The 18,411-nt window shown below is 70.4% G+C and carries 12 protein-coding genes; 5 read left to right on the top strand and 7 right to left on the bottom strand.

The annotated features are described in order from the left end of the window. Positions 1-50: 50 nt before the first annotated feature. On the bottom strand, positions 51-1,226 hold the full coding sequence (locus tag C5E41_RS03435) for an SPFH domain-containing protein (RefSeq protein WP_104374368.1): 1,176 nt from the start codon (positions 1,224-1,226) through the stop codon (positions 51-53). An 84-nt stretch (positions 1,227-1,310) separates the two neighbouring features. Here C5E41_RS03435 and C5E41_RS03430 point away from each other — a divergent pair, with 84 nt between their 5' ends. Then, positions 1,311-1,826, top strand: a complete 516-nt coding sequence (locus C5E41_RS03430; protein ID WP_104374367.1) for an NUDIX domain-containing protein — start codon at positions 1,311-1,313, stop codon at positions 1,824-1,826. 12 nt (positions 1,827-1,838) lie between these two features. Here the strand turns inward: C5E41_RS03430 and C5E41_RS03425 are convergent, their stop codons facing one another. Both C5E41_RS03425 and C5E41_RS03420 read right to left on the bottom strand, forming a co-directional pair. Then, a complete protein-coding gene (locus C5E41_RS03425) occupies positions 1,839-2,666 on the bottom strand; it encodes an SDR family NAD(P)-dependent oxidoreductase (protein WP_104374366.1) in 828 nt (275 codons plus the stop codon). An 85-nt stretch (positions 2,667-2,751) separates the two neighbouring features. Continuing rightward, entirely contained in the window at positions 2,752-4,323 is a 1,572-nt protein-coding gene (locus C5E41_RS03420) for a succinic semialdehyde dehydrogenase (RefSeq protein WP_104374365.1), read from the bottom strand. 132 nt (positions 4,324-4,455) lie between these two features. Between C5E41_RS03420 and C5E41_RS03415 the strand changes: the two genes are divergently transcribed. Further along, on the top strand, positions 4,456-5,160 hold the full coding sequence (locus C5E41_RS03415; protein ID WP_104374364.1) for a TetR/AcrR family transcriptional regulator: 705 nt from the start codon (positions 4,456-4,458) through the stop codon (positions 5,158-5,160). Positions 5,161-5,197: 37 nt separating this feature from the next. Here the strand turns inward: C5E41_RS03415 and recD are convergent, their stop codons facing one another. The 3 genes from recD to recC are packed head-to-tail and all read right to left on the bottom strand — an operon-like array spanning position 5,198 to position 14,387. Beyond that, positions 5,198-7,078 (bottom strand): exodeoxyribonuclease V subunit alpha, encoded by a 1,881-nt coding sequence (recD, locus tag C5E41_RS03410; protein WP_104374363.1) that lies wholly within the window; start codon positions 7,076-7,078, stop codon positions 5,198-5,200. Further along, on the bottom strand, positions 7,075-10,944 hold the full coding sequence (locus tag C5E41_RS03405) for a UvrD-helicase domain-containing protein (RefSeq protein ID WP_258080709.1): 3,870 nt from the start codon (positions 10,942-10,944) through the stop codon (positions 7,075-7,077). Before C5E41_RS03405 ends, recD begins: the two co-directional genes overlap by 4 nt. After that, positions 10,941-14,387 (bottom strand): exodeoxyribonuclease V subunit gamma, encoded by a 3,447-nt coding sequence (gene recC, locus C5E41_RS03400; protein WP_104374362.1) that lies wholly within the window; start codon positions 14,385-14,387, stop codon positions 10,941-10,943. The genes C5E41_RS03405 and recC overlap by 4 nt, the downstream gene beginning before the upstream one ends. 363 nt (positions 14,388-14,750) lie before the next feature. On the opposite strand from recC, the gene C5E41_RS03395 reads away from it, so the two are divergent. Both C5E41_RS03395 and C5E41_RS03390 read left to right on the top strand, forming a co-directional pair. Beyond that, complete coding sequence (locus C5E41_RS03395) at positions 14,751-14,957, top strand: hypothetical protein (protein ID WP_062965071.1); 207 nt, start codon at positions 14,751-14,753, stop codon at positions 14,955-14,957. Between the two features lie 126 nt (positions 14,958-15,083). Further along, positions 15,084-15,974: a tat pathway signal sequence gene (locus C5E41_RS03390; protein ID WP_104374531.1), complete on the top strand. Its 891-nt coding sequence runs from the start codon at positions 15,084-15,086 to the stop codon at positions 15,972-15,974. A 147-nt stretch (positions 15,975-16,121) separates the two neighbouring features. On the opposite strand, the gene C5E41_RS03385 is transcribed toward C5E41_RS03390, so the two are convergent. Beyond that, on the bottom strand, positions 16,122-17,600 hold the full coding sequence (locus tag C5E41_RS03385; RefSeq protein WP_104374361.1) for a cytochrome P450: 1,479 nt from the start codon (positions 17,598-17,600) through the stop codon (positions 16,122-16,124). An 86-nt stretch (positions 17,601-17,686) separates the two neighbouring features. On the opposite strand from C5E41_RS03385, the gene C5E41_RS03380 reads away from it, so the two are divergent. After that, positions 17,687-18,352, top strand: a complete 666-nt coding sequence (locus C5E41_RS03380; RefSeq protein WP_146097453.1) for a TetR/AcrR family transcriptional regulator — start codon at positions 17,687-17,689, stop codon at positions 18,350-18,352. The last annotated feature ends 59 nt before the right edge of the window (positions 18,353-18,411 follow it).

Here is an 18,411-nt window from a genome sequence, read left to right as displayed (position 1 = left end):
GGTTGTGGGCGTGGGTGGTTCATACGTCCCCCGGTTCGGCTGAGGCGCGGCTAGCCGACGGGAGGCGGCGGGGGCGGGGTGCCGGGCAGCGGCGGCGGACCCCCGAACAACGACTGCAACGCGGGGACCGTCGAGGCCGCGGCCCACGCGGACATACCGGTGGTCCAGACATTCGTCTGCGGTGTGAGGCGGCCGGCGGCGACGAACTGGCGCAGCTGATCCACCGGGAACGGACCCGCCGCCTGCCCGTCCAGGTCGATGTGGAACTGCTGCTGCACCGGAAGCGGCGGCGGCTGCTGTGCGTAGCCCGGCTGGGCGTAGCCGTTGGCGGCGGGTTGGGCGAAGGCGCCCTGCATCGCGCCCGCCATCTGCCCGCCCAGAGCCACGCCCATCCCGGCCTGCATCGCCGCGCCCATCGCGCCGCCGCCGGGATTCTGCGCGGCGGCGAGCATCGCATCGGCCGCCTGGACCTGCTGGTACCGGTTCGGATCGCGGACGTTGTCGGCGAAACCGCCGGCCTCGACACCGCGGGCCACACCGCGGGTCATCGCCTGCTGGATCTCCTCCGGCAGCGAAATCGTCATGGTGACCGCGTCGACACCCAGTCCGAACGACGCCACCCGCTGCGCCACGAATTCGCCCAGCTTGTCGGACAATTCGACCTGGCGCCCCTGCAGATCGATCGCGCCGAGTCCGGTGGCGAGCACCATATCCGAGAAGGCGAGCGCGACCGTGCGCCGCAGCAGATCGGTGATCTGCTCCATATCGACCACGCTCTCGGTACCGATCACCTGGCGCAGGAAGACGGCCGGGTCGACCACCTTCACGATGGTGGTGCCGTTGGCGCGGACCTGCACCATGCGGAAGTCGGGATCACGCACGGTCACCGGTTGCGGTGTACCCCAGCGGAAATCGGTGACCGGCCGGGTGTTGACGAAGTACACCTCCGAACGGAACGGGCTGTTGAACCCGTGTTTCCACCCCTGCAGGGTGGACATGATCGGCATGTTCTCCGTGGTCAGAGCGTAATGGCCGGGCTCGTAGCGGTCGGCGAGCTGCCCCCGGTAGACGAAGACGGCCTGCTGGCCCTCGCGCACGATCAGTTCGGCGCCGTTCTTGATCTCGTTGTCGTAGCGCGGGAACCGCCACGCCAGCGTGGAATTCGTATCGTCGAGCCATTCGATGATGTCGACGAATTCACCGCGGATCTTGTCCATCAGGCCCATGCGTACTTCCGTCCTCCCTCGGCGCATTCCGCCGCGCAGAGTATGGCACAAACGGATTCGCTTCGGCCGCTAGCATAAGGCGTTGTGGAGCAGCGATACGTGCGCAGGTCGGGACGGGTGATCCTCGCGGACGCCGACGACCGGATTCTGCTCATCGCCTATCGCGGCACGCTGGATCCGCTGTACTGGATCACCCCCGGCGGCGGCATCGACGCGGCGGAATCGCCGGCCGAGGCGGCGGCGCGGGAACTGGGTGAGGAGACCGGATTGCGCGTCAGCGCAGCCGATCTCGGGCCCCAGGTGGCGGTGGCCGCCGGGCATCTGGATATTCCGGGATGGCTGTCGGGCCTGTTCCGTGAGGACTATTTCTTCTACCGGCTCCCCACCAGCGGCACCGATCCGGACACGAGCGGGCTGCTGAGCTACGAAAGCACCGCCATCGACGAATTCCGCTGGTGGAGTGTCGACGAGCTCGCGAGCACCGACCAGCAGGTGTTTCCGCTCGGTCTCGCCGGGCTCCTCGGCGAGCTGCTGGCGGGGCGGATTCCACCGGAGCCGATCACGCTGCCGTGGCGTGACCGGCGCGGCGAAGCCTCGTGAATCGGCCGCGCCTCAGGACTTACGGCCGGTGAATTCGTCCATCGAGTGGTAGACGCCCACCTTGTTCAGGTAGAAGTCGCGCACCTTCAGCGGCAGCAGACCGGAGATGGCGCGGTTGAGCCGGGAGGTCCACGGCAGCACCACCAACGCCGAACCGTTCTTCATCTCCCGCCACGCGGTGTCGACGACCTCTTCCTGCTCCAGGATCGGCGTGAACCAGAACCCCTTGGCGCCGTCGAACATTCCGGTGTTGATGTAGGTCGGGCACACCGTGGTGACCTTCACGTGCTCGTTGCCGGACTGCTCGAGCTCCAGGCGCACCGAATCCGACCAGCCCAGCGCCGCCCACTTGGACGCGGCGTAGACACTCATGCGCGGATTGGACACCAGCGCCGCCGAGGAGGCGATGTTCAACACCCGCGCGGGGGTTTTACGCCGCACCATCGCCGGCAGGAATTCCAGCGCGATGTACATCGGCGCCAGCGCATTGATCGCCATCGTCTTGTCGATGTCGGCGCGGTTCTCGGTTTCCCAGAAGTAGCCGTTGCCGCGCACGATGCCGGCGTTGTTGACCAGCACGTCGATATCGCCGACTTGCGAGCGCACCGCGGCCGCGGCATCGATGATCGACTGCTGGTCGGACACGTCGACCACGTAGTGGTGCACCCGGCTCAGCGCTCCGGAGGACAGTTCGGCCGCGGTCTGCTTCAGCGCGATCTCGTCGACATCCCACAGCACCACGTCGGCGGCCTGTTCGCGCACCGCACGCTGGGCGAAGGATTTGCCCAGGCCCATCGCCGCGCCGGTGACCAGTACCCGCTTGCCCGCGACCGTATCCATATCCGTTCCTCTTCCTGCGTACCCGAGTCCTTCGTGCCCGAAGTCCTCTTGTGCCCGAAGTCCTCTTGTGCCCGAGCGGGCGAGATCATTTCTGCCGCAACGCCTTCATCACGCCGAAGTAGAGCGTCATGGTCTTCGCCCACAGTGCTTCCGACATGCCCGGCAGCGGCGCGATCGGCAACGCGCGCTGGACCGCGATGGTCTGGGTGTCGACGTATTTGAGCAGCCCCTCCGGGCCGTGGCGGCGGCCGCTGCCCGAGATGCCGAGCCCGCCGGAGGGGGCCGCGACACTGCCCCACGCCGCGATGAAGCCCTCGTTCACGTTCACCGATCCGGCGTGGATGCGGGCGGCGATCTCACGGGCGCGTCCGGTATCGCGGCTCCACACACTGGCATTGAGGCCGTAGGCGGTGTCGTTGGCCTGGTCGACGGCCTCGTCGTCGCTGTGCACGCGGTAGATCGAGACGACCGGGCCGAAGGTCTCCTCGCGGTAGACCGTCATACCCGGGCGCACCCCGGCCAGCACCGTCGGCTCGTAGAAGTACGGGCCGAGATCCGGCCGCGCGCGGCCGCCGGCCAGCACGGTCGCACCCTTGGCGACGGCGTCCTGCACGTGTTCGGTGACCGTGTCCAGCTGGCGCACGAAGGTCAGCGACCCCATCTGGTAGGAGTAGTCGAGCGCCGACCCCAGCCGCAAAGACTGTGTGGCGGAGGTGAATTCGCTGACGAACCGGTCGTAGACACGGTCGTGGACATAGATACGCTCGATGGATTCACACAGCTGCCCGGCCGAGGCGAAACAGGCGCGCACCGCGGTCTTGGCGGCCGCGCTCACATCGGCGTCGGCGAGCACCAGCAGCGGATTCTTGCCGCCCAGTTCGAGCGAGTAGCCGATCAGTCGCTCCCCCGCCTGCCGGGCGATGGTGCGGCCGGTGGCGCTGGAACCGGTGTAGTCGACGTAGTCGGCGCGCGCGATCACCTCGCCGCCGATCACCGAGCCGCGGCCCAGCACCGCCTGCCACAGCCCCGCGGGCAGTCCGGCGCGTTCGGCGGCGTCGATCGCCCACAGCGCGGTGAGCGCGGTCTGGTTGTCCGGTCGCGCGACGACCGCGTTACCGGCCATCAGCGCGGGCAGCGCGTCGGAGGCGGCCAGGGCCAGCGGGTAGTTCCACGGCGAGATCACCGCGACCACACCCTTGGGCCGGTTGCGGACCTCGACCTTGGTCAGCACCGGCAGCACACCGCGTGGGGTGCGCGAGGCCAGCAGCCGTTCGGCCGCGGCGGCGTAGTAGCGGGCGTTGACCGCCGCGTCACCTACCTCGTCGAAGGCGTGCACGCGAGACTTTCCGGCCTCGGTCTGAACGATGTCGAGGATGGTGTCCTGTTCGGCCAGGACCAGATCGTGGAAACGGCGCAGCACCGCAGCGCGTTCGCGCACCGGAACCCGCGCCCACTGCTGTTGGGCGCTGCGGGCGGTCGCGAAGGCGGCGTCGATATCGGCGGTGGACGACTGCGGCAGATCGGCGATCTTCGCGCCGGTGGCCGGGGCGAATACCACCACCGAGGGTGCGCCACCCGCGGTGGCGTGTGCGAGCAGGCGGTCCACCAACTCCTGCGGCAGGGCCGGGGCGGCGGCGAGGTCTGGGGCGGTCGTCATTGTCGGCCCTCTCGATCGGCAGGCGCCCAATAATTCGTTGAACACCAGTGTTAGATTAACACCGATGTTAGATTAATAGGGCGATGCCGGGCCATGTCAAGTCCGGACGACCGATCAGGGAGGAACCACGGGATGCCGCAGGACGGGGTGGTCACCACTCACAACGGCGCCGCTCGCCGGGGCCGGCCGCCACAGACGCGCGCACAGGCCGACGAGGTCCGCTCCCGCATCGTCACCGCCACCGCGGCGGTGTTCACCGAATTCGGTTCACGCGGACTGAGTGTCGCGCGCATCATCGAACAGGCCGGAATCTCGCGGCCGACCTTCTACCGCTATTTCGCCAACGCCACCGCCCCGCTCGACGTGATACTCACGCAGTCCAACGAGGGCCTGGTGGGCGGCATCCGCAAGGCATTGGAAGAGTCCGAGGAGCCGGTGGCGCTCGGTATCGGCATCATCGACGCGTACCTGGACTGGGCACGCGGGCACGGGCCGATGCTGCGGCCGGTGTTCGCCGAACTGCACGATCCGGCCTCACCGGTCTCGGCGTACCGGGAGCAGGCCTTCGACGACATCCGCGCGCTGGTGCGGGAGAAGTTCGCGGTGCTGGGCCGGCAACTGCCGGCACCGCTGGACCTCGACACCGCCCTGCAGGTCTGCGCATTCGTGGTCTACCAGGTGTCGCTGGCCACCGCGCCGGGCGCGGACCCGGACCCCGATGCGGTCGCCGAGGCCCGGCTGACGATGATTCGCACCGTCCTGGTCACCCTGGGGCGGCGCGAGGATGTCGAACTCGCCCTGACGATTCCGGGGATCTTCCTACCCGTGCAGGGCTGACCCCCCGTGCAGGGCTGACACCGGCAGGAGACCCGGCTCAGCCGCGCAACCCGCTCGCTCGCAGCACCCGCCGCGAGATCCCGGCCTCCAGCGCCTCCGCCGTACCGATGATGCGCACCCGCTGCCGGGCGCGAGTGATCGCGGTATAGAGCAGTTCACGGGTCAGCAGCGTCGACTCCGGGCCCGGCAGCACGATCGTCACCGCCCCGTACTGGCTGCCCTGGCTGCGATGGATGGTCATCGCGTACACCGTGGTCACACCCGGGAATTGGGTGGGATGCACCAGATACGGTTCGCTGCCGCGCTGCAGGGCGGCACGCAGGCCACCGTCGGCGGACCGCACGATGACACCGGTGTCGCCGTTGTAGATGCGGGCCTCGTGGTCGTTGGCGGTCACCAGCAAGGGCTGGCCGGGAAACCACTGCCCGGCAGACGATTCCATCCCGATTCCGGCCGCGCCGACCCAGCCGCCGGCCATCCGGTCCCACCGTTCGACACCGAACGGCCCCTGCCGGTGCGCACACAGCAGGCGATGCGATTCCATCGCCTGGAGCGCGGCCGCGGCGTCGCCCGCCTCGGCGGCGGTGGTGGCTTCGCGGGCGGCGCGCACCACGTCGGCACGCACCTCGGCGATGTCGTCGGGTTCGTGCAGGGACAGTTCCGCACCGCCGTCGTGCAACAGCGCCAGCGCCGTCTCGGCGTCCCCGGCGCGCACCGCCACCGCCAGATCGGCGATCCGGCCACCGAACCGGCGGCCGCGGGTGAGGCGGATCATGCCGCCGCGCAACCGGTTTCGTTCGCGCTCACTCAGATCCTCGGCACCGGCCACCGGACCGGAACCGGTATCCAGGATCCGTTCGAGGAGCGGATTCGGCGGTCCGGCCACCGGGCCCGCGACCAGATCGGCGAGGACGGCGCCGGCGTCGACCGAGGCCAGCTGGTCCGGGTCGCCGACGAGCACCAGCCGCGCGTCCGGGCGCACGGCGGGCAGCAGCCTGCTCATCATGGTCAGCGACACCATGGAGGTTTCGTCGACGACGATGACGTCGTAGGGCAGCCGGTTGTGGGCGTGATGGCGGAAGCGTGTGGTGCCGCCGCGCTGCCAGCCCAGCAGGCGGTGCACGGTCGCCGCGGTCAGTTCCGGCAGGTCGAGGTCGCCGGCCTGTTCGCGCACCGATTCCTGCAGTCGCGCAGCGGCTTTGCCGGTCGGGGCGGCCAGCGCGATGCGCAGGGGTGCGGTGTCGGCGACCGCGCGCTGGTGAGCGACCAGCAGCGCCAGGATGCGGGCGATGGTGTGGGTCTTACCGGTGCCGGGACCACCGGCGACCACCGTGGTCCAGCTGGTGGCGGCGACGGCGGCGGCGATGCGCTGGCGATCCGGGGCGGCGCCGGGCCCACCCGTACCCGGGAACAGCCGGTCCAGTTCGCGGCGCACGGTGTCCGGATCGACGAGCGGATGCCCGTGCGCGCGGTCCGCGAGTACCTCGCGGATCGTCTGCTCCTGCCGGTAGTAGCGGTCCAGATACAGCAGCGGCCCGCCCTCGGATTCGACCAGCCGCAGCGGGCACAGCGGCCCGGCCGGACTGCCGCACACCAGCGGGCTCGCGCGCAACCGATCACACAGGCTGTCGACCTCCGGCCACGGCAGCAGAGCCGGATCGATCGGTTCCGCCTCGCCGAGATCGAAACCCTCACCGTCGACGCCGATTTCGTGCATGCGCCGCAATTCCAGGCATACCGATCCCGACCGCACCGCACGCACCGCGAGCGCGGCGGCCAGCAGGACCTGCTCCCCGGATTCACCGCCGAGCCGGCCCAGCCGCAGCGCCACGTGCACATCCGCCGCCGACAACACCCCGGCGGTGTTGAAGGTCCGCAGCAGTCCGGTGGCGCGCTGCGCCACAACGATCGCCGTCACCTGCTGCCCTTTCCGGCCAGCAGATCCGATAGCGCCACGATCAGCTCCGCCGGTGGGTCCCACCCGAACACGCCGTGGCCGGGCGGGGTCGCCGGGCCGATCATGCCGCGCACGAACAGATAGCGCACCCCGCCGAGGTGGCGAGCCGGATCGTAGCCGGGCAGCCGCCAGCGCAAATAGCGGTGCAGCGCCGCCGAATACAGCAGGGCCTGCAGCGGATAGTGCGAGCGCATCATCTCCTCGGCCATCCGGTCGCGCCGATAGTGCGCGACGGTCAGTGCACCGGTGCCGAGCCGGTTGGTCTTGTAGTCGACGACGAGAAAGCGGGGGCCGTCGGTCCGCAGCACCGCGTCGATACTTCCGGTCAGATACCCGCGCAGCGGAACGTCGCCGAGCAGGTCGAGGGCATCGGCGTAGGTGGCGAACGGATCGTCGGACCGCAGATGTTCTCGCAGCAGGGCGCCGATGCGACGGACCGTCACCCGCTGCGCCACCGGCTCGTCACCACCCGCGAGCGGCAGTTCGAATTCCAGTTCGTTCAACCGATCCCGGGAGCGGATATCGGCCAGCGCGACCGGATCGCACGGGGTGCGCAGCACCTCGACGAGTGCGTGGGCGAGTGCGCCGGGATCGATGTCGGCCATGAGTTGCTCGACGGCCTGTTCGCAGCGCAGCCGGACCTCTGCGGCCAGATCCGGCGCATCGGTGTCGACCAGCTCGAGCACACCGTGTACGAGGGTGCCGAATTCGGCGCCGTAGGGCAGATCGTTCATCAACGACGGTGCCGCGCCGGCGAACTCGTCCTCCGAGCCGAGGCCCGGACCGAGTTCCGGCGCAGACGACAGCGGCTCGTCGGAACCACTCTCGACAGTATCGGTAGCCACGAAATCCGTTGCACCATGCGCTGTTTCATGCGCGGACGCGGTGAGCGCCGAGTACGAGGTCCGGCGCCAGTCGTGGTCGACCGAGCGGGTGAACCGCGCGGCCTCGAGTTCCTTGTCACCGGTGTGGCCGCGTTCGGTGCGCAGCCGCGCCTCGACCGCCGCGCGGACGGGCTCGATCTCGATCAGGCCCGGACCGGCGGCCGCGGCCCATTCGCGCAACTGCTGCAGCACAATCGGATCCGCGGGCACCTCACTGCGCGCCGGCACCTCGGCGCTGCCGGGGACGCGGCCCAGGATCATCCGATGCAGCGGTGCGGCGGCGGTACCGTAGGCCGGCGCCCACCAGGCCACCACCTGGCACTGCGCCCGGGTCACCGCGACATACAGCAGCCGCAGCTCCTCCCCCGCTTCCTCGGCCTCGCAACGGCGGCGGTGCTCGGCGTAACCGGGCGCTTCGGGGCCGCCGACGTCCAGAACTCGCTCGTCGCCGTCGTGGAACAACAGCGTCGACGGATGGGGGTTTTTCGCGCCGTCCCACGCGAAAGGCAGATAGACGACGGGAAATTCCAGGCCCTTGCTGGCGTGCACGGTGGCGATCTGCACCGCGGCCGCGTCGCGGTCGAGGCGGCGGCTGCGTCCCGCGACGGCGCCCGAGGCCGGATCGCGAACCCGGTCGGCCAGCCAGCGGGTGAGCGCGGTGAGCCCGAGCGATTCCCGCACGGCGACCTCGTCGAGCAGTTGCGCGATATGCCGCAGATCGGTCAGGCGCCGTTCGCCGCCGCTCTGGGCCAGCAGTCGCGGCGCGGGCTGGGCCTGGGCGGACAGCCGGTCGAACACGGCCGCGAAACCCGAGCGTGCGAACAGCCGGGCCGCGTCGCGCAGCTGGGTGCTGAGCCGGCCGACCAGATCCGCGCCCCCGGCGTCGATATCGGCGGCGGACAGGCCGAGCAGCGGGGTGGTGGCCGCCAGCCGCACCCGGTCGCCGCGGTGCGGTTGTTCCAGCGCCCGCAGCACCCACAGCCAGTCGGTGGCGCTGCGGGTGGCGAAAACGCTGGCGCCACCGGCGAGTACGGAGGCGACACCGGCGCGGTCCAGCTCCGCGCGGACCAGATCGATCTGCGCGCGGGTGCGAACCAGCACCGCGATATCACCGGGGCCCAGCGCGCGGTCGCCGATCCGCGCCCCGGATTCGAGGGTGCGGACGATATCGGCGGCGAGGTCGGTGGCCACGCGATCACGCTGGCGGCCCACCACCGGAAAACCGCTGCCGTTCAACGCTCCGGCACCCTGGCGAGGAAAACACCTGAGCCGCAACGGAACCGCCGCGCCCTCGGGTCCGGTGAGCCGGCTCTGCGGCCGCACCCCCGTGACCGGCGGCACCGTGATCTGCGCATGTCCCAGGGCCGCGCCGCCCAGCATGTGGTGCAGCGCCGCCAGCAGACCCGCGTCGCTGCGGCGGTTGGTGTCCAGCTCGCGACGGGTGTCGGCGTGGGCGACCGCGTCCAGATAGCTGAGGACCTCGGCGCCACGGAAGGCGTAGATCGCCTGTTTCGGATCGCCGACCAGCACCAATGTGGTGTGGTCGTGAAAGACTCGCCGCAGGATGTCCCACTGCAGTGGGTCGGTGTCCTGGAATTCGTCGACCAGCGTCACGCGGAAGCGGTCGCGAATGCGGCGGCAGGCGCGCTCGCCGTGGACCGGGTCGGCGAGCACGTCGTGCAGCAACACGAGCTGATCATCGAAGTCGCGGATGCCCGAAAGTCGTTTGCGCCGATCGACTTCCGCACGCACCGCGGCCGCGAACGCCGCCGCCTCGGCCGCGGGGTGATCGCCGAGCTCCTCGCCCGGAACCAGCCGCGCGCGCCGGTCCGCCACCGCGGCCGCCGCCAGCGATAGCGCCTGCCGCACCGGCATCGGTGCACCGCCCCGGGCATAGCGGGCCAGATACAGATCCTCGGCGACCGTGCTCACCAGTTCCTCGATGCCCTCGACCAGCCGCACCCGCGGATCGTGTTCGCCCGCGATGCCGAGTTCGTCGAGCATCCGCTGACAGAAACCGTGCGTGGTGGAGATGGTGCCGGCATCGAAATCCGACAGCGCGGCGACCAGCCGCCGGCGCCGCCGTGCCACCTCGGCCGGGTCGGCATGGGCCAGATGCGCGATCAGCTCGTCGGCTCCGGCGCGCGCAGCCTCCGGATCGTCGAGCGCGGCCGCGACCGTGACGAACCGCTCCCGCGTCCGTTCCCGCAACTCCTGGGTCGCCGCCCGGCTGAAGGTCACCAGCAGCAGCTGCGAGATGTCGACCAGCCCCTCGGCGACGAACCGCACCGCCAGGCCCACGATGGCATAGGTCTTACCGGTCCCCGCACTGGCCTCCAGAACGGTGGTCCCGGTAGGCAATTCACCACACAGATCGAACTGTGCGGGCGACGCTCCGACGGAACCGGCCACCCGCGCGCTTCTCCGACGCCATGCGCCACGATCGACCGCGCACTGCTCGACGTCGCGCGCCCTTCTCTCGGCCGCAGTCGAGACTCCCGGAGCGCCGGATCCCGGTGTGCGGTCGGCGAGGTCGAATCCGCCGCTGCTCCGCTCATCGACGCAGCCGGCGGCGGTGCCGCCACCCGGTGTGTCCACGGTCGCGGCGACATCACCTCGATCCGGGTCGGATTGATCCTGCTGGTCGGCGTCGGCACACTCGCCGGCGGCTGCGGGCTCCGCCATGTCGGATTCGGGGCCCCGGCCGGCGACGTCCGAGCCGCCGCGCCGATTGTCGACACCGGCGTCGGCGGCGGCACCTGGGGTGTCGGCGGCCGTATCCGCAGTCGCCGCCGCGTTGCCGGACTGGGCCGCCTCCGCAGCGAAAAGCTCTCCGGTGTCGGCTGTTTCGTGCATCGCGCGGGCGCGGCGACGCTGGGGAGTGGTGTGCGCCGGCGCCTCGGCGGTGCGCAGGTCGGTGACGGGGAACAGTTCCTCGGTCATGGCTGCCCCTGGGATTCGTTGGCCAGCAGCGGATTCCACAGTCGCCGGGCCACCGAGCCGAACGTAGTGGTCTCGCCGTACCGGTCGGGTTCGGGCAGCGGGGTTTCCAATTGCTCGAGGGTCGGTTCGGGTCCCCGGATGTAGGTCAGGTAGCGGTCGGTGTGGTCGCCGAACGGACGCGGCCCCTTCGGTCCGCCGTAGAACTCCTCCTCCGCGGCGGCGCGAGCGGAGTCGAGATCGGCTCCGCGACAGCGACGTTCGGCATATAGCGCCGACGCCGACGGCGCGAACGACAACGGTTCGGCCAGGCCCTCCTCGCGCAGATCGGCCAGCTCGCGCAACAGGTCCGCCGCGAGCGCGGGGGCCGGTGCGGTCAGCGACGAACGCCAGGCCGGGCGGCCGAATTTACCGCGCCCGATGCTCACGGCCCGCCAGCTCTGATGGCGTTCGGTGGCGGCCAGCGCCAGCAGCCGCACCCACGCCGCCATCCGATGTTTGGGCGCGAGGCGCGAATAGGTGGCGCGCACGACCGCGTCGTCGTGCACATCGGCGACCGTCCCGGTCAGCCGCCGCCCCGATCCCAGATCCACCGCGATATCAATGGTGCGCGCCGGGGCCTGGTGCAGGGGCGCGGCGACCTGCACCAACCGGTCGACCGTGAATTCCACCTCGGCCAGCACCGCCGCGCCGAGACCGAACGGCGGCAGCGTCCCGCGCCGCCATTCCGCAGCGCGCAGGGCAGCCGGATCCGCGCCGGTGAGCCGGGCCGCCAGCATCCGTTCACCGATATTCCAGGTGGCCAGCCCGGTCAGTTCGATGGGCAGGCGTTCGTCGATGTCCTCGTCCTCCTCCGGCACCCGGATGCCCAGGCGCTGCCACAGGAAGGCCCGGATCGGATGTTCGGCGAACGACACCAGTTCCGCCAGTTCGACATCCGTGCGCGCCACGGCGGGCAACGGGCCGGACAGCCACGGCGGACTCGGTTGCGCGGGGCGCGCCGCCGCGCGGGCGGCGGCCAGCGCGAGGGTGTCGAAACCGAACGGGTCGCGCGCGTCGAAGTTGCTGCCGTCGTATGCCTGCAGCGGATGGCGGCGCACCACGTCGTCGGTGCCGCGGTGAGCGCGCACCACGTCGATCAGTTCCGCGAGCGGCGTGACCGGCGGCCGGGGCGTTCCGGTCACCGGATCGGCGCCGGTGTAGAGCACGACGAGACGGTCTTCGGCGGCGAGGACGGCGTCGAGTAGGAGTCCGCGGTCCTCGCTGCGCGAATCACGCTCGCCGACCAGCGGTTCCCGCGCGGTGACGTCGTCGCCGTCGATACCGCCGGTGCGCGGGAACACCTCGTCGTCGAGCCCGAGCAGCACCACCACCCGATGCGGGACCGACCGCATCGGCGCCAGGCCGGAGACGGTGAGCTCGCCGGTGCGGTAGTTCGAGCGCGGCGCCCGGGCCCGCGCCCGCGCCCGCAGGGCCGCGATCACATCGGGCAGCCGCAATTCGGCCGCGTCCGCGTGTTCGAAGGCGGCGGCGAGTTCGCGCCGCGCCTGCACTCCCTGCCAGGCCGCCGCAGCCGGCAGATCGGTGAGCAGATCGAGCGCGCGGTGCAGCATCTGCAACCACTGCCGCGCGGGTCGCGGGGTGCCGGCGGGTTCGGCCGGGGTGGGTCCGCTCAGATCGCGCACGCAGACAGCGAGCCGGTCGACGAATTCGGCGAACCGCCCGGCCAGGTCCACATCACCGGAGTCGACGTCGTCCAGCGGCAATGCCAGATCCAGCCAGTCCTCGCCCGATTCCCCGGCGGCCACGCCGAGCAGAATCCGGTCGACGGCCGCATTGAGGGTGTTCTGGCCGAATTCGGCGAGGCCGAAGGCCTGCCGCTGCCGTTGCCCGATTCCCCAGCGGGCGCCGGTTTCGGCGGCCCATTCGCGCAGCCGCTCGATATCCTCGTCGTCGAATCCGCAGCGGTATCGGACGGGTTCGGTGGCGGCGAGGTCGAGCACCTGGGTGACGCCGACGCGCCCCTCGGCCAGCGCCAGCAGATCCTCCAGCACCGCGAGCACCGAATTCGCCGCGCCCGCACTGCGTTCGGCGGACCGCACCCGCAAGCCGTGCGCGGGATTCGCGTCGGGAACGTCGAGAGCGGCGGGCCCCTGGCCGAAGGCGGCTCGCACCAGCGGCGCATAGCCGTCCGGATCGGGACACAGCACGATCACGTCGCGCGGTTCAAGGGTGGGATCGCGCTGGAAGAGCCCGAGCAGGACATCGCGCAACACCTCCACCTGCCGGGCAGGGCCGTGGCAGGCGTGGATCTGCACGCTGTCATCAGCCGCGCGCGGCACCGGCACCGGCGGCCAGCGGTCCGCGCGGAGGGCGTCCTGCAGCTCGGAAAGCACTGTGCCCGAACGTTTTCCGGCATCGGCACGATCGGGCTCGGGCGCATGGTGCTGATCGGCGAAATCGACGGTCGCCAGCCGGTTCTGGACTTCCCGCACGTCGCGACCCAGTGCGCCCAGCAGCGGATGCCGGGCGATCGGTTCGGCGACCACGCGCCGGGGAGCGGCGGGACGGGTTCGCACGATCGTTGCCGCACCCGCCGGCCCCGTACCAGCCTCCGCAATCGCGTCGGGTCCGGCCGGGCCGGCGACCTCCGGGGCGCACGCGCGCAACCGCTCCCACAGCGCCGGGCTCGGATGCGCGAGCCAGATGTGCACGTCCCGGTGTTCGGCCACCGCCTCCAGCACCGCGAGGTGCGGGGCCGGAATCCGGGGCAGCCCGAAGATCGAAAGCCGCTGCGGCAGATCGATACTCGCGGGATCGGTGCGTAACCGGCGGCGGACGGTGTCGAGCCGCTGCGCCGGTGCGGGGACGCCGATCGCCTCGCGCACCCGTCGCCACAGTCGCGGCTGCCACAGCAGGTCCTCGGGCAAGTCCGCGCCGCAGCCGTCGGTATCGGCGCCGTTGCCCCAGTCGGTGATCAGGGTCGGGCGGGTGGTGCCGTAGGTGTCGAACAGGGTCGCGATGTGCGTCGCGGTGCCCAGCCGCCGGCCCGCCCGGTACGCCTCGGCCGGGCCGGCGCCCACGCCCAGATGCCGGGCCAGGACCGCCGCCCAGGGCTCGCCGAGCGCGGCGTCCATCGCCGCCAGCACCGGCCATACCAGCCGGTCAGGCGCCCACGGGTCGGCGTCGGCGGCGATATCGGAGGCCGCGGCCGAGATGTCGGCGACCAGCGATGCCGGTGTCGGATAGTCGATGTTGGCGGCCACGCCGTCGCCCGCCCACGCGCCCAGCGTCACCGCGAGCCGCTGGTTGAGCCAGCGTTGCACTCCGTGCGCGCCGACGGCGACGACCTCGGCGGCGAAGGGGTCCGGCAGCGGGTGCGACAACATCGCGGCGAGCGCGTCGGCGAGCGTGCGCGCCGACTCGGCCCGATGGATGTGCAGCACCTGCGCACCGCCTCTCTGTCCCTCGCGCGCGATCCGTTGTCGCGGTGATGCGGCGCGCCCGATCCTACAAACCCGGCCACCGCCCCCGGCGGCACCGACCCTTCTCGGAGCGCCGCGCCCGGCGAACGCTGTGACACGAGCTCTCCGCAACCGACCGAGCAACGCCCGTTACCACCGATTTGCCGCCCTTGGCAGCATCCCACCAAACATTCGGCAACACAATCGAATCCGGCCATCATGACCATTCGGCTATCGCGAGCGCAATTCGCCACCGCGTGTCACCCGCAGACCGGGTCCGTCGTGTGCCACAGTGCTCTGCGGGGAGGTTTCGGGAGAAGCGGTATCGAAAGGCTGGTTCGATTCATGTCTGCGACGGTGGTCCCCCTCGTACCCAGATCCGGGTTCACGGTACGGCGATCGGGCGAGACGTGGGAACTGATCAACTCCCGGCACTACGGCCGCGGCGTGGTGCTGCACAGCTGGGCCCGCGACCGGCATTCCGAGGCCTTCGAGCACTGCTATCGGCTCAACGGCCGCAGCGTCGAGGAATTACTCGCAGCATTCCGCTGACCTGCGCCGTTACGGCCGACATGGCCGAAATGCGCTGGCCTGCAACGATCTCCGCGGAGCTACCACATCCACAGGTCGAGCTCAAGACGTGCGTGATCGGCGGATTTGTGGCTATTGTGGCTCACCGTGCGTTATCCCCGGACCGCGTCCCGCGGCATTCGAACCACCCGCCTGGCCGCCGGTGCCTGCGTCGTCGCCGCCGCGCTGATCGCGGGCACCCCCGTACTGGATCCCGCTCCGGCCACCGCCGTCCCGCTGCGCATGCAGGGCTGCCGCGACGGCTTCGACTGCGATATGAGCAGCCGGATCGCGGCCGTCGACAACTATCTGGCCTCCCGGCCCGGTGTCACCGGCTACGTGGTGCGCGACCGGGTCACCGGCGGCACCTATGCCAACGGCAATGCCGACACCCTGTTCTGGACCGCCTCCACGATCAAGCTCGCCATCGCCGAGGATCTGCTCAACCGGGCGCGCGTCGGCGCCATCGCGCTGACGCCCGAGGACCGCAACCAGATGGAGTCGATGCTGGCGACCTCCAACGACGCCGCGGCGGACTTCCTGTGGAACAAGTACGCGGGCCCGGACCGGCAGGCCTTCAACAACGCCTTCCGGGCGAACGGCATGACCGGCCTGGTGCCGCGCCCGACCAACGGCAACGGACATCTGTTCCCGGACTGGGGTTTTCAGCAGTGCGCGCCGGCCGATCTGGACCGGTTGATGAACAACGTGCTCGACCACATGCACCCGGACGACCGCGGCTACCTGCTCGACCGGATGCGCAAGGTCGACACGAATCAGCACTGGGGCGTGTGGGGCGCGGGCGACGCCCTGCACCCCGGCCTGAAGAACGGCTGGTCCGACGAGAACGGCGGCTGGGTGGTCAACTCGGTCGGCTTCGCCGGGCCCGGTGAGCGCTACACCCTCGCGGTGATGAATTCGCTCGGCGACCAGGGCGGCTACACCGACGGCGAGGAGACCACCACGCATGTCGCGCAGCTGCTGTTCGCCGGACGGTGAGCCGGGCGCTCACCACCACCGCGACAGCGCGCAGACCGGTCACCGCCGCGACAGCACGCAGACCGGTCACCACCGCGACAGCACGCAGACCGGTCACCACCGCGGCAAAGCGCAGATCGGTTACAGCCGCTGCTGCGCACTGATCGGTTACAGCCGCGACAGCCGCATCGGCGCCCCGTCGCGCGGGAACGGGATGGTGTTGAAGCCCCACGGAATCAGATAGTCGTCGGGAATGTGCCAGCGGTAGGCACGCACCATCGCCGCGATGACGACCTTCACCTCGAGGGTGCCGAAATGCATGCCGATGCATTTGTGCGCCCCCGCGCCGAACGGCATCCACGCCAGCCGATGCGACTTGTCCTCGCGCCGGCCCTCGGCGAACCGTTCCGGATCGAAACGTGCCGGCCGCGACCACAATTCGGGGAGCAGATGATTGACCCCGTAGGCGACGTCGACGTGGGTGCCGGCCGGAATGTAGTGACCGGCCACCTCGGTGTCGCGCACCGCGCGGCGCACCAGGCCCGGCACCGGCGGCACCAGCCGGAGGCTCTCCTTGATCACCAGATCCAGATCGCTAAGGCGGTCCAGGTCGGCGATCGTCGGCGGCGCACCGTCGAGCTCGTCGAACAGCGCCTGCGCCTCGGCGCGCACCCGCTGCTGCCAGTCCGGGTGGCGGCCCAGGTAGTAGGCGACCGAGGTCGCGGTGGTGGTGGTCGTGTCGTGGGCGGCCATGATCAGGAAGATCATGTGGTTGACCACGTCGGCGTCGGAGAAGGTCGCACCGTCCTCGGTGCGGGCGTGACACAGCGCGGAGAAGAAGTCCGCACCCTCTTGTCTGCGCTTCTGCGGCACCATGGCGGTGAAGTACTCCTCGAGCGTCTTGCGCCCGCGCAGGCCGGCGCGCCACGCACCGCCGGGCACCGGATAGCGCACCAGGGCCAGCGGTGCGTGGGTGCAATCGAGGAAGGCCTGTCCGAGCCGGTGACGTTGCGGTCCGGCGTCGACCCCCATGAAGGTTTCGGTGGCGATCTCGAGAGTGAGATCTTTCACCGTCGGGTACAGGCGCAGGGTGCGCGCACCGGCCGGACTCCAGCGGTCGACGGCGGCCTGGACCACAGGACTCAATTGCGCCAGATGCGATTCCAGTCGCTCGCGGGTGAACGCCTGCTGCATGATACGCCGGTGGAACATGTGCTCGGAGAATTCCAGCAGCAGTAGTCCGCGGCGGAAGAACGAGCCGATCAGGAAGTCCCAGCCCTGCCCGAAATCGTTGCGCCGCTTGCCGAGAACCTCGTCGACGGCCTGCGGCCCGGCGATCAGGACGCGATCGACGCCGAAGGATTTGCTGTAACTCACCGGGCCGTAGCGGCGATATCGGTCGTACATCTCGGCGGGGCCCCAGCGCAGATACTGCAGGGAGCGGCCCAGTACCGGCAGGCCGGAGTCACCGCGCACGGCCGCCGCCGCACTGGCCCGCGGCGGTGTGGCCAGCACCTGCTCCCGGGCCGGTAATCGGTGTAACAGCCGGTCGATCGGATGACTGTTCGGAATTTCGATGAAGCCGATGTTCTCCCGCTCGGCGTTCTCCCGCTCGGCTTCGGAGGGACGCGGATCGACGCTGACCATGACTGATGCCTCCCGAACACAGCGACCGCGCACGCCGCCCAGCCGCAAGAAAAGTACACCTCGTACATTAGAGGTAGGATCACGCTGTGACAAGGGACACAGAAATTCGGCGTCCGGGCCGGCCGCCCGGGCCGCCCCGGGATCCGGACCGCCGGCGCGCGGAAATCCTCGACGCGGCCGAGCGGGTGGTCGCCGGCTCCGGAGTTCGGATGACGATCGCGCAGGTCGCCGCGGAGGCCGGATACGCGCGCACCGCGGTGTACGCGGTGTTCCCGGATCTCTCGGCGCTGATCGACGCCCTTGCCGAGCGGCATATGAACGCCATCATCGCCGCCGCCGACCGGCTGCTGGCTCAGCCGCTGCCCGCCCGGCAACTACTGCGGGCGGTGGTGACCCTGATCTGCGATTTCGTCGACGCCAATCCCAATCTGCACCATGTCATGATGCAGCGGCTGGAGCGCGGCGACGCCGAGCACCGGCCGTTCTTCACCCGTGTATCCGACTGGGCGACATCGATTTTCGACATCATCCTGCGCCGTCTCGACGCCGACCCGGCGCTGGCGCGGATCTGGGCGACCGCCACCGTCGGCGCCATTCTGATGTCGGCCGAGGCCTGGATGCAGCAACCGAGCCGCTCCCGCGCCGAATTCGTCGACCAACTCGCGGCCTTTCTGTGGCCGGCCGTGGAGAGTATCGGCGGCGACCGCCTCGTCGGGCCGCTGGCGGCCGCCGCGGAGCCGGTGCCGAAGTAATCGCATACCCGCCCCAGGCGGGCCGAAACTCGGGCCCAGGACGCGGACGCGCCGACATC

Source organism: Nocardia nova, from assembly GCF_002933465.1.
Classification (GTDB): domain Bacteria; phylum Actinomycetota; class Actinomycetes; order Mycobacteriales; family Mycobacteriaceae; genus Nocardia; species Nocardia nova_B.
Note: the sequence above shows the minus strand (reverse complement) of the source record. Positions and strands in the feature narration are given on the sequence as shown.